Raw genomic sequence first — 14,174 nt, 5'->3', positions numbered from 1 at the left:
AGACCGATACCTGTGCCTTTTTGTACTTTTCAAAAACCTTGTCGTAGGTGCCATTATAGATGGCGCAACGGATCGCGAGCATCCGGTTTCCTGTTTGCTTCACCCACCAAGCCCCGGAACGTTTCATGCGGGTGTGGCAAATTTCTCATGATAAAAAACAGGTCGGCAGCATCCTTGCCACGCCTTTCAATGTTGTCATCCCATGAGACAAGCTTCAATATCGCCAGACCTGCCAGGGAGACGATCTTTACGACCAAATCAGGCTCGGCCCTTACTTGCACGGAAACGGCATGCTGATAGCATTCCTGGAAACCCGCGACGCTCATCTGGATATCATAATCCGGCGGCCAAGCGATCGAATGGTTTTCTTCTGCTATGCCGCCGAATGGAATGATATCCAGCAGTAATTCGTCGTCGAAAAGCAGGCGTTGAGCCTGCCTGGTTGGACTGAATTTTCCCGTGCGCACAAGGGTTTCTTTTAAAGTCCGAAACTGCTCCCAATCAGAGACAAACACGCCGATGTCGACATCCAGCGTGGCTCTTGTTGTGTGAAGACCATGGGCATGCTGCAGCAGGATATCGCGAGCAGTGGCGCCGACAATGAAAAAGGTAAGTTTCAAGTCCCGGGCAATTGTATCAATCTCAAATAGAAGGGCGACGGTTTTTTTATCGGTCTTACCGGTCAGGTTGTGCGAGATAGTTGTCATAAATCATTTCTGCCGTTTCGATGTTGCGATCATCCCCGGTGGCCATCAGGTCCGCATAGACCAGGAGCGGCGGCGCGATGCCCTGCGCGTCACACTCATGCTTAAACGTCCAGAAGGGTTTCAGCATTTCGATGTCGCCGGCCGTGGTTTTACGCAGTTTTTTTTCAATAATCAATTTACCCGGCGGTTCAGGGGCATAGATGACGACTTTTTCCGGCTTCAGCTGCTTGGTGAGCTTGGCGGCCGCAACTTCACCGCCCCAGCAAGCGTTGTAACCGGTAATATCGACATCCTTCCACCAGTCGGGGTCATCCGCCTTGAAACGCCCAAGGCCAAGCTTGGGGCGCAATTGCTCCGGATAGGCCTCCACCCATCTTTTGAGCAGCTGCAATGGGTTGGTGATCTTTCGTTTGCGTCCGCCCATTTCAAGGAGGAACCCCATTTCTTTGAGGTCCTTGAAAATCCAGTCGACCGTTCCCAGGGCCACATCCGTCACGGCGGCGATCTGTCGATAAGGCCAATCGACCATTTCAGGATTGTTCAGCAGCGCAAATACGACCTTCAATCCGGCGGGTTTGAATAAACGCTTTATGGGAGCAGGTTTCAGGTTTTCAGGACGCTTGTTGCCCTTGATGAAGATATAAAGCGGCGGCTTGTTAATGTATGCATTGCCGGCCGTGTCCATAAAAAGCAGTCCGATTTCCTTCATCAGGTCCGCCATCTGCGGCGTTGCATATTCCGTGACCAGAATGCGATTTTGCCCAGGCAGCGTTGGCTGGGCTTTTTCCATTGCTACTGTCGCACGCGTCACCCTTGCCTTGGCCTGTATGGCGAAATCATAGTGCATATCATCATAGTCGATCCGGACAAGACTATCAGGATTGGCATTTTTCGCTTTTAAGACATTTGCCCGGAGTACCACTTCTATGCCGGTGGCTTGTGCAAGCGTTTCCACGGCTCTATTGATCAGATTCTTAGTCAGCTGATCCATCTGGATATCCTGTTGTTCAATAATTATTAAAGTACATTCATCGTGAACATAATAAATTTTTGAACAAAAAGCAAGTGATCCATGCGTATTGCAGTGCTTGCAAGTATCAATTGTGTTCAAAAATCTTAGATGTTCATCAAAAATGTACGAGATATAATACTGAACACAATATCAGCGCATTCAGCATAAATCAAACTAATATATTGCAATTATTACATTTAGTGGCTGGAAATATAGATTGATTCCGTTTCTTTTCCGTTTGGCGCTCGGTGAGTTCGGAAAAGAGGTCCGATTGCAACACCGGATGCAGACTTAACACAACCACCAAAAAAGGCGATTTACCGTAAGCCCTTGCAGGACAAGGATATAGCTTACCGGACGAGTATCGGACCAGGTCCGAACGAAACGGAGAATCAGGGGGCAAACAGAGAATGAAGGGCAGGAAAAAGGGAAAAATCAGGTGATCAGAGAATGGTTTTAAAAGATGGCAAATACGCCAAAGGCCTTGAATATAAGGGCAAAAACAAAACCCGCCCTCCCGGATAAGAATCCCGGAGAAACGGGTTATCAACTGTATAATGGTGGAGGCGGCGGGAGTTGAACCCGCGTCCGAAAACATTCCGCACTGGCGTCTACATGCTTGTTCCGATGATTAAGTTCGCGATTCGAGGCTCCATCGGACGAGAGGCTGGAACCGCTAGCCTGCTAGAATTTCATTTATACCGTAACAGGCATTCGGCATAAACTATCCTGCAAGTCGGCGCCCTATCCGTGTCCGCAGGAGTGATACGGTAGGACGGCAGCTGCCTAAGCAGCTACGGCGTAGTTATAATCGTCTGCGATTATATTTAGTTTCCCATCGAGTTTACGAGCCGATGAGCACTCGGCATGCAACCAGCACTTCTTTGTCCCCGTCGAAGCCGTTTCGCCCCCATATTTGGATGGTTGGTGTTCGAGGGTGGTGCCGATTTCTTTTAAAGAGCAATTAACGGCTTAAATATAATGGATCGTTTGGGTTTGTCAATGTAACAGCGCCATGGATGCTTATTTGTACTCTTTGCGTTGGCGGTCCAGGTCCCTTTGTTCGTCGCGGCGGCGGATGGAATCCCGTTTGTCGTATTTTTTCTTGCCCTTGGCCAGGGCGAGCTGGAGTTTGACCTTGCCGTCGCGGAAATAGAGGCGCAGGGGGATCAGGGCGTAGCCTTTTTCGTTCATTTTGCCGTAGAGTTGTTTGATTTCATGCCTGTGCAACAGCAGCTTGCGCACCCGCAGAGGGTCGTGGTTGTCGTAGTAGGCGAAGGTGTAGGGGCTGATGTGCATCTGGTGGACCCACACTTCGCCTTTTTTGATGCGGGCGTAGGCGTCCTTGAGGTTGGCGCGCCCCTGGCGCAGGGATTTGACTTCGGTGCCGGTGAGCACCAGGCCGGCTTCGAATTCGTCTTCGATGAAATAGTCGTGGCGCGCCTTGCGGTTGTCGGCGATCAGTTTGATGTGGTCCTTTGGCACCCTAACGCTCCCAGATGTGGTGATGGTTGTTCTTCAGATCACCGTAGGTGGTTTCAAGCAGTTTTTCGATTTGCGCGATGGTGGTCTGCTGCAGCAGGCGGTCAACGAATTGGCGCGCCTGTTCCACGTCGACGGCGCGCACGGCACTTTTGATCAGGGGTATGGCCTGGGCGTTGACGCTGAGTTCCTTGATGCCCAGCCCCAGCAGGATGGGCACGTAGATGCTTTCGCCGGCCATTTCGCCGCACATGAAGACCGGGACGTTGTGGCGGGCGCCGGCTTCGGTGACGTGCTTGAGCAGGCGCAGGACCGCCGGGTGCAGCGGGCTGTAGAGGTAGGCCACGTGCCGGTTGCCGCGGTCGATGGCCATGGTGTACTGGATCAGGTCGTTGGTGCCGATGCTGAAAAAGTCCACTTCGCGGGCCAGGGCGTCGGCCATGATGGCGGCGGAGGGCACTTCGATCATGATGCCCAGGGGCACCCTTCGCTGGTGGCGGAACCCCTCTTTTTTCAGGGATTCGGCCGCTTTTTCCAGCAGGCGGCGGGTTTGTTGGACCTCTTCGATTTTGGAGATCATGGGCACCAGGATGCGCACCTGGCCGTGTTGGGCGGCGCGCAGGATGGCCCGCAGTTGGGTGATGAACACTTCCGGTTTCTTGAGGCAGTAGCGGATGGCTCGCAGGCCCAGCACCGGGTTCTCCTCGATGTCGCTGTTGTGGGCCATGGCCTTGTCGCCGTTGATGTCCAGGGTGCGGATGGTCACCGGCTGGCCGGGCATGACGTCCAGCACGTCTTTGTAGTGTTCGTACAGTTCGTCCTCGCTGGGGAAATCCTGGCGCGCCAGGTACTGGAACTCGGTGCGGTAGAGGCCGATGCCGTCGCCGCCGCGGTCCTTGACGGCCACGACCTCCTCGGGCATTTCGATGTTGCCCATGACCGTCAGCTCGATGCCGTCGCGGGTTTTGGCCGGCAGGTGACCGCTGCGGGCATAGAAGGCACGGCGGTTTTCGAACTCTATTTTGCGCGTTTCGGCTTGGGCCAGGGTCTCTTCCGAGGGGTTGACCACCACCACGCCGGCGGTGCCGTCAACGACGATGATGTCGTCGTTGCGGATGGTGCTGGTGGCCTTTTCCAGGCCCAGCACGGCGGGGATTTCCAAACTGCGGGCGATGATGCTGGTGTGGGAGGCGCGGCCGCCGCGGTCGGTGACGAAGCCCATAACCCGTTCGAGCTGGATCTGGCTGGTTTCGGCCGGGGAGAGGTCCTGGGCCACCAGGATCACCCGCTTGTCGATGGTGCGGATGCTGACGCCGGCCGAGCCGGTGAGGTGCTTCATGATACGTTCGCAAACGTTGCCCACGTCCTCGGCGCGGTCCCGCAGGTAGGGATCGTCCATGCCCTCGAACAGCGGCTTGATGGCCAGCACCACCTTGCGCAGGGCCCACTCGGCGTTGATGTGTTCTTTATCGATGGTGTCGATGGTGCGTCCGTAGAGCATCTTGTCCTTGAGCAGCACCACATGGGTCTCCAAAATCTTGGCGTTTTCCCGCAGTTCGGCGGATGTTTCCTTGATGATGGCGTGCAGCTCGTCGATGGCTTTCTTGACCGCCACTTTGAAGCGTTTTTTTTCCGCTTCCAGTTTGGTTTGGCAAACCGCGTATTTGGGCACCACATCGACGCCGTCCTTGTCCACCAGGTACGCCTTGCCGATGCAGATGCCGGGGGATCCGCCGATCCCGTGCAACACGATTTCCCTGGATGCCTGTTCCGTCATACCCGACTACTCTCCAAAGCCGCTGTTGACCAGCGCCACGATCTGATCGAGCGTATCCCGGTCGGCGGGAGCGTCGATGCGGATTTGCAATCGATCCCCCCGGGCCGCTCCTAGTGTTAATATATCGATGACCTCTTTGGCGTCCACCTGCTCATCGCCGTGGTGCAGCCATACCCCTTTATCGGCTTTTTGGGCGATTTTGGCAAGTTTTGCGGCCGAACGGGCGTGGAGTCCCAGCGCGTTGACAATCACCACTTCGCGTAACAGTTCGTTTTGAGCGTCGGATTGCATATGGCATTGAATCTGATCAGCGCCTCATCGCTGCAGCCTTGATTTGGACCGCAGCCGCCGTTTCCGGGTGGCTGCAACCTGCACCATGTCTGTTTCATTTAAAGTCGGCCAACGGCGAATGCGATGCCATCAGGAGTGCCTGTTGGATTGCGGCGGAAATAGGTGTGTGGCGGACTTTTGGATCGGGTCGTTTAAAAAGGCCATCCCCCATTCATCGTGTCCATCGGGAAACGGCCTCCCGTGTCCCTGCGCTGCCTTCACGGTGGTTTGCCATCCGCGATGCGGCCGCGATCCGAGCCGCAAGGAGCCGTTTCAGGATGAATACTGAATCGCAGACCCCTACCATCATCCGCCAAGGGTGTCAATTCGATTTCAAATCGTCGATTGACTTATGGCGGCGGCAGCGATTAGCATGTGAAGCATCAGATTTGGCCTTTCTCTTGGGATGGTCCCGATGGTGGATGTCTCTTCTTCCAGCATTGCCGTGGATGGCCGGCAAGGTGAATCGATGCCGGTGGCAGACCCGGTGGTGCGGCGCTACGGTCAATTTCTCAGCGCGCTGCATGAAACCGCTTTGGCCCTGATCGACCAACCCGATCCCCAGGCGCTGTTGCAGACCATCTTGTTGCGGGCCGCGGCCTTAACCAACACCCGGCACGGTTATGTCTATTTGTGTACGCCGGATGATGCCTGCATGGAGATCCGGGTCGGCATGGGGTTCTTCGAAGGGCAAGTCGGCCGCCGGGTGCGTCCCGGCGAAGGGTTGGGCGGCCAGGTGTGGCGCACGGGACGTCCGCTGGTGGTGGCCGATTATTGCCGATGGGAGCGGCGGCTGCCCGATGCCGCCCTGGATCCGCTGCGCTGCGCGGTGGGCATCCCGCTGCGTGACGAACGGCGGGTGCGGGGGGTGATGGGGTTGGGACACGTGGCGCCCGAGCGCTGCTTCGATGCCGACGATATCCAGCTGCTGGAGCGTTTCGCCGCCCTCGCCCTGCTGGCGCTGAACAAAGCCGAGCTGCACCTGGAGTTGCGGCGCGAGTTGAACGAGCGGCAGAAGGCCGAGGCCCGGATCCGTGAAAGCGAACGACGTTACCGCAACTTCCTGGAATCCTCCCCCGATCCCATCGTGGTTTACGATATGCAGGGCACGGCCACCTATGTGAACCCCGCCTTCGAGCTGACCTTCGGCATGTCCCGCGAGAAGGTACTGGGCAAGCCCATCGATTTCGTGCCGCCCGATGCCTGGCCCGAAACCCGGGAGGCCATCGCGGCCATGCTGCGGGGGGAAAAGATCCACCTGTTCGAAACCCGGCGCGTGACCCGCGATGGGCGCACGTTGGATGTCCAACTCAGCTCCTGCCTCTACCGGGATGATTCGGGGCACCCGGTGGGCAATATCGTCACCTTGCGGGATGTGACCGAACATCGGCGGGCGGCGCTGGCCTTACGCCGATACCAGGATCAGTTGGAGGAGCTGGTGCGCGAGCGCACGGCCGAGCTCAATGCCGCCAACCGGCGTTTGGCCCGGGAGGTGGAGGAGCGCAAGGAGGCGCAAAAGGCGCTGCTGCGCCGTGAGGTGGACCTGCAGGCGCAGTCCGAACATTTGGAAGAGGTCAATACGGCCCTGCGGGTGCTGATCAAGCAGCGCGAGGCGGACAAGGATGAGCTGCAGAAAAACGTGCTCGACAATGTGCAGCAACTGGTGCGGCCCTACCTGGAGCAGTTGAAGAACACCCGCTTGAGCACGCGCCAGCAGACGCTGTTGGGTATATTGTCCACCAACCTGGCCAACATCGTTTCACCCTTTGCCAGCCGGTTGGCCAACCACTTTTCCCATTTCACCCCCACCGAGATCCGGGTCGCCAATCTGGTCAAGGAGGGGCGGACCAACGAAGAGATCGCAAGTGAGTTGCTGGTGTCCAAGAACACGGTGCTGTTTCACCGCCACAACATCCGCAAGAAATTGCGCCTGAACGGAACGGCCCGCAATTTGCGGTCGGTATTGCAAACCATGGATCAACCGTAGCGTGTTTGTTGAGTTTGTTGAGTTTGTTGGGTTTTTTGGGTTGGGTGGAGTTTTTCGTTATTGAATAGGGGGGCTTATGGCCTTGGCGGGGTATTGGGCGGATAAGTATGTGGAGAATCGGCGTTCGGCTTATGATGCATTGCGGTTGATCAAGCCGGCGCAGCGGGTTTTCATCGGATCGTCCTGCGGCGAGCCGCAGCATTTGGTGCAGGAGTTGTCCACGCAGTCGGACCGTTTCAGGGAGCTGGAGATCATCCGCTTGATGACCCTGGAAACGGCGCCGCTGACCCTGATCGCCAATCAGACCAAGGATCAGAGCCTCAATATCCGCTCCTTCTATCTCGGCTCGGCCAAGGCCGCCGCGATCGCCCGCAATCAGCGCTTTTTGACGCCTATTCACATGTCGGCCATTCCGAGGCTTTTCACCAGCCGCCTGCTGCCCATCCACGTGGCCCTGATTCAGGTGTCGCCGCCCGACGATTTCGGCTGGATGAGCCTGGGCATTTCGGTGGACATCACCCTGGCGGCGGCCCGCGCGGCCGAGCTGGTGATCGCCCAGGTGAACAGCAACATGCCGCGGGTGCTGGGCCGCAGCTTCATCCATGTCAACGATGTGGACCTGTTCGTGGAGCACGACGAGCCGCTGTTGACCATCGGGGCCAATCCCGAAATGCCGGCGGCCAACGACATCGCGCGCCTGATCGCCCGGCGCCTGGTGGACGACGGCAGCACCCTGGCCATCGGACTGGGCACCGCTTCCGAGGCGGTGATGCTGGCCTTGTCCGATAAAAACGACTTGGGCATTCACACTCTCTACATGACCGACGACATGATGCAGTTGGTGGCCAGGGGCGTGGTGACCAACCGGAAAAAGGGGCTGCATGAGGGCAAAACCATCGCCAGCAGCGCCATCGGGTCGGCCAACCTGTATGAATTTCTAGACGACAATCCCTCGGTGGAGTTTCATCCTTGCGATTATGTGTGCGATCCGTCGGTGATCGCGCGCAACAACAAGCTGATCTCCATGAGCGTGGTGATGGCCATGGACCTGACCGGCCAGGCGGCCGCAGACGCCATGCCCCACAGCCATTTTTCGGGGGTGACGGGCATCAACGATTTTGTGCGCGGGGCCTTTCAGTCCCCCGGCGGCAAGTCGATCCTGATGCTGCCGTCGACCACCGCCCGCGGCAGCCGCAGCCGCATCGTGCCCATGCTCTCCGATACGGCCGTGGTGGTGCCCCGAGGGGATATCCAATACGTGGTGACGGAGTTCGGGGCGGTGAATCTGTTCGGCAAAAGCCTGCAGGAGCGGGCCCTGGCCATGATCAGCATCGCCCACCCCGATTTCCGGGATGAACTGTTCGTGCAGGCCAAGGAGATGGGGTTGCTCAGCGCCGATCGCACGCTGCACGAATCCCTGCACGGCGTTTATCCCATCCACCTGGAGGAGGTGCTCGTCATCGACGGCGAACAGGTTACCGTGCGTCCCGTCAAGCCGGTGGACGAGCGGCGCATCCAGGAGCATTTCTACAGCCTGTCGGAAGATGATGTGATCGCCCGCTTTTTCCACGACAAGACCCGCTTTCTGCAGGAAGAGATGGAGGAGGTGTCCCAGATCGATTACGTCAATGATCTGACCCTGGTGGCGCTGGTGGGCGAGTTCGGCTTCGGCCGGGTGGTGGGCGTGGGCGAGTACCTGGCGGACCCGGACACCAACATCGCCGAGATCGCCTTTTCCATCAACAGTGCTTATCGGCACAAAGGGTTGGGCTCGGTTTTGCTCAAGAAGCTGTCTTCGGCCGCGCGGGAGAACGGCATCGCCGGCCTGGTGGCCTACGTGGCCCCTGATAACCATGGCATGATCAAACTTTTCAACCAGTTGCCCTATCCCGTGGCCACCTCCTTCGATGACGAGATGATGGTCCTCAAGTGCGAATTCGATGCCGTGAATGGTGGACAGCGGTAGTGTAGTAGTAGTGGTTTCCCGCTATTTTGCCACTGTTTTTCTCACTTGACAGGTTCGGCCCTCTTGCCGGATGATGGCCTTACGCCTTGTGCGGACCGTCCGGACCCTTCGGTTCCGCATTGCCGGTGGACCGAAAGCCCGCGTCCCCCTCTGCAGCTTGGCCCGGTACGCTTACCATTACCCTTGAATCGACCGTTGGTTTTATGCATCCGCTGATCATCTCAGATGTGACCTTGACCTTTGGCGGCCTCAAAGCACTGTCCGGCGTGGCGATGCGATTCGAGCCGGGGACCATCACTTCGATCATCGGTCCCAACGGCGCCGGCAAAACCAGTCTGCTCAACTGCATTTCCGGCTTTTATCATCCCGACCAAGGCGACATCCATTACGGCGACCAGCGGCTGACCGACGCCGCACCCCACCAAGTGGCCAAGATGGGCATCGCCCGGGCCTTTCAGAACCTGGAGCTGTTTCGCGGCATGACGGTGCTCGACAACCTGTTGCTGGCCCGACACAGCAAGCTCAAATACAATTTGTTGCAGGCCGTTGTCTTCATCGGCAAGGCCGCGCGGGTGGAGGCGGAAAATCGCCGCACCGTGGAAGAGGTGATCGATTTCATGGAGCTGGAGCCTTACCGCAAAAACACCGTCGGCACCCTGAGCTACGGCATTCAGAAGCGGGTCGAGGTGGCCCGCGCCTTGACCATGGAGCCGCAGGTGTTGCTGCTCGACGAGCCCATGGCCGGCATGAATATCGAAGAGAAGGAGGATATGGTCCGGTTCGTCATGGACATTCAAAAGGAGCGCAACGCCACCATCATTCTGGTGGAGCACGACCTGGGCGTGGTGATGGACATCTCGGACCGGATTCATGTGCTGGATTTCGGGGAGATGATCGGGTCGGGCACGCCGGCGGAAGTGGCCCGCAATCCCAAAGTGATCGAAGCCTACATTGGAAAAGAGTGACGCCGCCATGGAATCGATGGACCATCTGCTGCAGTACACCATCCCGCAATTGCTGCGCTGGCGCGTGCGTCTTTCGCCGTCCAAGGTGGCCCTGCGCGAAAAGGCGTTCGGCCGCTGGCAGCCCTACACCTGGGAAGGGTATTACACTTACGTGCGCCGTGTCGCGCTGGGGCTCGAGCGCATCGGCCTGCAGCGCGAGGACAAGGTGGCCCTGATCGGTGACAATATTCCCGAGTTGTTTTTCATGGCCATCGGCACCCACGCCATGGGCGGCATCACGGCCGGGATCTACCAGACCAGCCTGCCCGAGGAGATCGCCGGCATTCTCGAATACCTGGAAGTGGCGCTGGTTTTCTGCAATGATCAGGAGCAGGTGGACAAGCTGGTCAAGATCCGCGACCGGATTCCCAACGTGCGGCAGGTGATTTACGAAGATCCGCGGGGCATGCGCGATTACGGCCAGGACCCGTGGTTCATGGACATCGAGCGGCTCTATGCCCTGGGCGAAGAAGCGCTGGCGGCGGATCCCGAGCGTTTCGATGCCTTGATCGATCAGGGCCGGCCCGACGACATCTGCCATTTGTGCCTCACATCGGGCACCACCGGCTTGCCCAAGGGCGCCATGTTGAGCCATCGCAATTACATCAATATGGGGGTGCAGATCACCAAGGTGGACCCCCTGGCACCCACGGATGAGTATCTCTCTTTCCTGCCCTTTGCCTGGATCGGCGAGCAGATGAACTGCTTCGGCATCGCCATGGCTACGGGGATCACCATCAATTTCCCCGAATCGGTGGAGACCGCCATGGAGGACCTGAAGGAGATCGGTCCCCACTTCATGTTCGGTGCCCCCCGCATCTATGAAACCATCCGCTCGCGCATCTGGCTCAAGATCGATGAGTCCTATTGGCTCAACAAGCGGTTTTACGGTTTTTTCATCAAGGTGGGCGAAGCGGCCGCGCGCTATCGCATGGCCGGCCGGGCGATGCCCTTGGGGCTGCGCCTGCTCTCCTGGCTGGGCGACACCCTGGTGTTCCGGCCCCTGATCAACCAGGTGGGACTGCTGCGGCTACGGCGGGCTTACACGGGCGGGGCCGCCCTGGGACCGGAGCTGTTCACCTTCTACCAGGCCATCGGCGTCAACTTGAAGCAGATCTATGGCCAGACGGAGATCGTGGGCATCGCTTACATGCATCGGGACGGCGATATCCGACCGGACACCGTTGGCAAGCCGCTGCCGGGCACCGAGTGCAAAATATCGGACCAAGGCGAAATTCTCTCCCGCTCCGCCTCCGTGACCCGCGGCTATTTCAAGCTGCCGGACAAGACCCAAGAGCTGCTGGAAAACGGCTGGCTGCACTCCGGCGATGCGGGCTACATCGACGAAAACGGCCATCTGGTAGTCATCGATCGCGTCTCCGATGTGATGCACAACCGTGACGGCGAGATGTTCAGCCCCATGTTCCTGGAGAACCGCCTCAAGTTCAGCCCTTATATCAAGGAGGCGGTCATCTTCGGCGACCGTCAGCCCTTCGTGTCGGCCCTGATCAACATCGATCCCGTCGTGGTGGGCAAATGGGCCGAAGACCACGGGATCTCTTACAGCACCTTCATGGACTTGTCGGCCAAACCCGAAGTGGCGATCCTGATCCGCAAAGAGGTGGAAACCATCAACGCCAACGCGGAAAAGCCCCACTTCCGGATTTATCGTTTCGCCCTGCTCTACAAACTGCTGGATATGGACGACGGGGAGTTGACCAAGACCGGCAAGATCCGGCGTAAATTCGTCAAGGAGAAGTACCAGGAGCTCTACGAAGCACTGTACGATCCGTCGGTCACCGAAAAGACGGTGGATGCCCATTTTCAATACCAGGACGGGCAGACGGCCGATGTCCGAACCATCATCCGGTTCTACACTATGGAAGGCATGCCATGAGCTACTTTTTTCAATTGGTAATCAGCGGCATCGTGGTGGGGTCCATTTACGCCCTTTCGGCCCTCGGCTTCGTGTTGATCTACAAATCGAGCCGGGTGCTCAATATCGCCCACGGGCAGCTCATCGCCATTGGCGCCTTCATGGTCTATGCGCTCACCGTGTGGCTCAAGGTGCCGATCCTTATCGCCTTTCTGGCCAGCATGGTGCTCACCTTCTTCATGGCCATGAGCGTGGAGCGTGTTTTCCTGCGGCGCTTGATCGGCGAACCGATCATTTCGGTGATCATGGTGACCATCGGCTTGATGTCCATTCTGGACGGCATCATCTATCTGACCCCTTTCGGCTCGGTGAATTACTCTTTTCCCGCAGTGCTGCCGGTGACGCCCATCAGCTTCGGCGGCGTCTCCATTTCCTGGACCCAACTGGTCGGCGTGATCATCACGGTGATCCTGATCGGAGGGTTTTCCTGGTTTTTCAAACGTTCGACCCTGGGCATCAGCATGCGGGCCGTCAGCGATGACCAACTGGCCGCCATGTCCATCGGCATCTCCGTGCCTCGGGTCTTCGGGCTCGCCTGGGCCATGGCGGGGCTGAGCGCCGCGGCCGCCGGGGCGATCATCGGCAACATCACCGGACTCAATTTCGATACGCTGCGCGCCTTCGGCATCCTGGTCTTTCCCGTCGTGATTCTGGGCGGCCTGGATTCCGTTTTCGGAGCGGTGGTGGCCGGCATCATCATGGGACTGATTCAGCAGTTCGCCGGCGGTTATCTCGACGGGCAGTGGGGCCTGAGCGGCACGGCCAACGTGCTGCCCTACATCATTTTGTTGATCATCCTGCTGTTCAAGCCCCACGGGCTGTTCGGCACCCATGAGATCGAGAGGGTGTAGCCTATGTCCGCGAACCGTTGGCTGGCCACCGGCAATTTCTTCACCTCTTACCGTGAAGAGCAGCGCATCTTCTTCACCCACCTGGACCGACTGGTCTTCGTGGCCGTTCTCGTGCTGCTGTTCGCCTGGCCCCTGTTCTTCGAGCTGAGCAACAAATACATGCTGGTGGTCAACCACACCTTGATCGCCGTGGTGGCGGTGATGGGGCTGAACATCGTGACCGGATACGCCGGCTTGATCTCCATCGGCCATGCCGCCTTCGTGGGCGTCGGCGCCTACACCGTGGCCGGGCTGGCCACCACACTGGGTGACAGTCACAAACTGATCACCCACGCCTGGCCGCTGATGATCGTGCTTTCCGGCGGCATGGGCGCCCTGTTCGGCGCTTTCGTGGGGTTGCCGGCCCTGCGGCTCAAACATCTCTACCTGGCCATCGCGACCCTTTCCTTCCAGATGATCTTCGAGTGGGTCATCCACTTCATGGGCTTTTTCAACCAAGGGCAGACCATCTACATCGGCCGGGTTCATTGGTTGACGGGCGAAGTGGGCCGCTCGTCCCACTATGTCTTCTGGTATTATGCCAGCCTGGTGGTGGTGGTCATCACCGGTTTCGGCATCCGCAACCTGATGCGCACCCGTTTCGGCCGCTGTCTGATCGCCGTGCGCGACAACGACCGGGCCGCCGACGCCATGGGCATGCACCCGGGTTTGACCAAGGTGTACGCCTTCGCCCTGGCCGGATTCATGGCCGGTCTGGCCGGTGCGTTGCACGCTTATCTGTACCGGGGGGTGGGGATCGAATCCTTCACCCTGCACCACTCCATCACCTACCTGGCCATGGCCATCGTGGGCGGCCTGGGCACACTGCACGGCGCGTTCTGGGGGCCGGCGGCCATCGAGTTTCTGGATATCCAGGTGGAGCATTTGTCGGCCTGGGCCGCCCAGATCTTTCCGGCCCAGGGGAACCTGGCCACCGCCCTGCGGCCCTTCAGCTTCGGCTTGGTCATCGTGTTGTTCCTGATGTTCGAACCCCGCGGTATCGCCAACTGGTGGCGCATAGCGCGGTCCTATGTCAAGCTCTGGCCCTTCCGCTATTGATCGCCGGAGGGGCTGCCGGGAGAA

At 58.4% G+C, this 14,174-nt stretch carries 11 protein-coding genes and 1 other RNA gene; 6 read left to right on the top strand and 6 right to left on the bottom strand.

What is annotated here, in order from left to right:
• Positions 1-53 precede the first annotated feature (53 nt).
• From MRX98_RS02940 to MRX98_RS02915, 6 genes are all read right to left on the bottom strand, one after another.
• Positions 54-707: a nucleotidyl transferase AbiEii/AbiGii toxin family protein gene (locus tag MRX98_RS02940; protein ID WP_246902878.1), complete on the bottom strand. Its 654-nt coding sequence runs from the start codon at positions 705-707 to the stop codon at positions 54-56.
• Positions 676-1,698 (bottom strand): type IV toxin-antitoxin system AbiEi family antitoxin, encoded by a 1,023-nt coding sequence (locus MRX98_RS02935; RefSeq protein WP_246902876.1) that lies wholly within the window; start codon positions 1,696-1,698, stop codon positions 676-678. The genes MRX98_RS02940 and MRX98_RS02935 overlap by 32 nt, the downstream gene beginning before the upstream one ends.
• Before the next feature lie 579 nt (positions 1,699-2,277).
• Positions 2,278-2,631: a transfer-messenger RNA gene (gene ssrA / locus MRX98_RS02930) on the bottom strand.
• A gap of 111 nt (positions 2,632-2,742) precedes the next feature.
• Positions 2,743-3,204, bottom strand: coding sequence for an SsrA-binding protein SmpB (gene smpB, locus MRX98_RS02925; protein WP_246902875.1), 462 nt, complete (start codon positions 3,202-3,204; stop codon positions 2,743-2,745).
• A 1-nt stretch (position 3,205) separates the two neighbouring features.
• Positions 3,206-4,978, bottom strand: a complete 1,773-nt coding sequence (gene ptsP, locus MRX98_RS02920; protein ID WP_246902873.1) for a phosphoenolpyruvate--protein phosphotransferase — start codon at positions 4,976-4,978, stop codon at positions 3,206-3,208.
• A 6-nt stretch (positions 4,979-4,984) separates the two neighbouring features.
• Positions 4,985-5,269: an HPr family phosphocarrier protein gene (locus MRX98_RS02915; RefSeq protein WP_246902872.1), complete on the bottom strand. Its 285-nt coding sequence runs from the start codon at positions 5,267-5,269 to the stop codon at positions 4,985-4,987.
• A 508-nt stretch (positions 5,270-5,777) separates the two neighbouring features.
• Here MRX98_RS02915 and MRX98_RS02910 point away from each other — a divergent pair.
• From MRX98_RS02910 to MRX98_RS02885, 6 genes are all read left to right on the top strand, one after another.
• On the top strand, positions 5,778-7,295 hold the full coding sequence (locus tag MRX98_RS02910; protein WP_246902871.1) for a PAS domain S-box protein: 1,518 nt from the start codon (positions 5,778-5,780) through the stop codon (positions 7,293-7,295).
• 76 nt (positions 7,296-7,371) lie between these two features.
• Positions 7,372-9,261 (top strand): bifunctional acetyl-CoA hydrolase/transferase family protein/GNAT family N-acetyltransferase, encoded by a 1,890-nt coding sequence (locus tag MRX98_RS02905; protein ID WP_246902870.1) that lies wholly within the window; start codon positions 7,372-7,374, stop codon positions 9,259-9,261.
• 203 nt (positions 9,262-9,464) lie between these two features.
• Complete coding sequence (locus tag MRX98_RS02900; RefSeq protein ID WP_246902869.1) at positions 9,465-10,226, top strand: ABC transporter ATP-binding protein; 762 nt, start codon at positions 9,465-9,467, stop codon at positions 10,224-10,226.
• Between the two features lie 7 nt (positions 10,227-10,233).
• Positions 10,234-12,162 carry an AMP-binding protein gene (locus tag MRX98_RS02895; RefSeq protein WP_246902867.1) on the top strand — a complete coding sequence of 643 codons (1,929 nt, stop codon included), beginning with the start codon at positions 10,234-10,236 and terminating at the stop codon, positions 12,160-12,162.
• Entirely contained in the window at positions 12,159-13,052 is an 894-nt protein-coding gene (locus MRX98_RS02890; protein ID WP_246902865.1) for a branched-chain amino acid ABC transporter permease, read from the top strand. Before MRX98_RS02895 ends, MRX98_RS02890 begins: the two co-directional genes overlap by 4 nt.
• A gap of 3 nt (positions 13,053-13,055) precedes the next feature.
• Positions 13,056-14,150 (top strand): branched-chain amino acid ABC transporter permease, encoded by a 1,095-nt coding sequence (locus MRX98_RS02885; protein ID WP_246902864.1) that lies wholly within the window; start codon positions 13,056-13,058, stop codon positions 14,148-14,150.
• Positions 14,151-14,174: the final 24 nt, after the last annotated feature.

Origin of the sequence: Desulfatitalea alkaliphila (assembly GCF_022968795.1) — a bacterium.
Classification (GTDB): domain Bacteria; phylum Desulfobacterota; class Desulfobacteria; order Desulfobacterales; family Desulfosarcinaceae; genus Desulfatitalea; species Desulfatitalea alkaliphila.
The sequence above is the reverse complement of the archived record's forward strand: the minus strand, read 5'-3'. Positions and strand labels throughout refer to the sequence as shown.

Bases quoted from the DNA above. Each gene is read 5' to 3' on its own strand.
- MRX98_RS02940 (WP_246902878.1), bottom strand. From the start codon at position 707: ATGACAACTATCTCGCACAACCTGACCGGTAAGACCGATAAAAAAACC.
- MRX98_RS02935 (WP_246902876.1), bottom strand. From the start codon at position 1,698: ATGGATCAGCTGACTAAGAATCTGATCAATAGAGCCGTGGAAACGCTT.
- ptsP (WP_246902873.1), bottom strand. From the start codon at position 4,978: ATGACGGAACAGGCATCCAGGGAAATCGTGTTGCACGGGATCGGCGGA.
- MRX98_RS02915 (WP_246902872.1), bottom strand. From the start codon at position 5,269: ATGCAATCCGACGCTCAAAACGAACTGTTACGCGAAGTGGTGATTGTC.
- MRX98_RS02910 (WP_246902871.1), top strand. From the start codon at position 5,778: ATGCCGGTGGCAGACCCGGTGGTGCGGCGCTACGGTCAATTTCTCAGC.
- MRX98_RS02905 (WP_246902870.1), top strand. From the start codon at position 7,372: ATGGCCTTGGCGGGGTATTGGGCGGATAAGTATGTGGAGAATCGGCGT.
- MRX98_RS02900 (WP_246902869.1), top strand. From the start codon at position 9,465: ATGCATCCGCTGATCATCTCAGATGTGACCTTGACCTTTGGCGGCCTC.
- MRX98_RS02895 (WP_246902867.1), top strand. From the start codon at position 10,234: ATGGAATCGATGGACCATCTGCTGCAGTACACCATCCCGCAATTGCTG.
- MRX98_RS02890 (WP_246902865.1), top strand. From the start codon at position 12,159: ATGAGCTACTTTTTTCAATTGGTAATCAGCGGCATCGTGGTGGGGTCC.
- MRX98_RS02885 (WP_246902864.1), top strand. From the start codon at position 13,056: ATGTCCGCGAACCGTTGGCTGGCCACCGGCAATTTCTTCACCTCTTAC.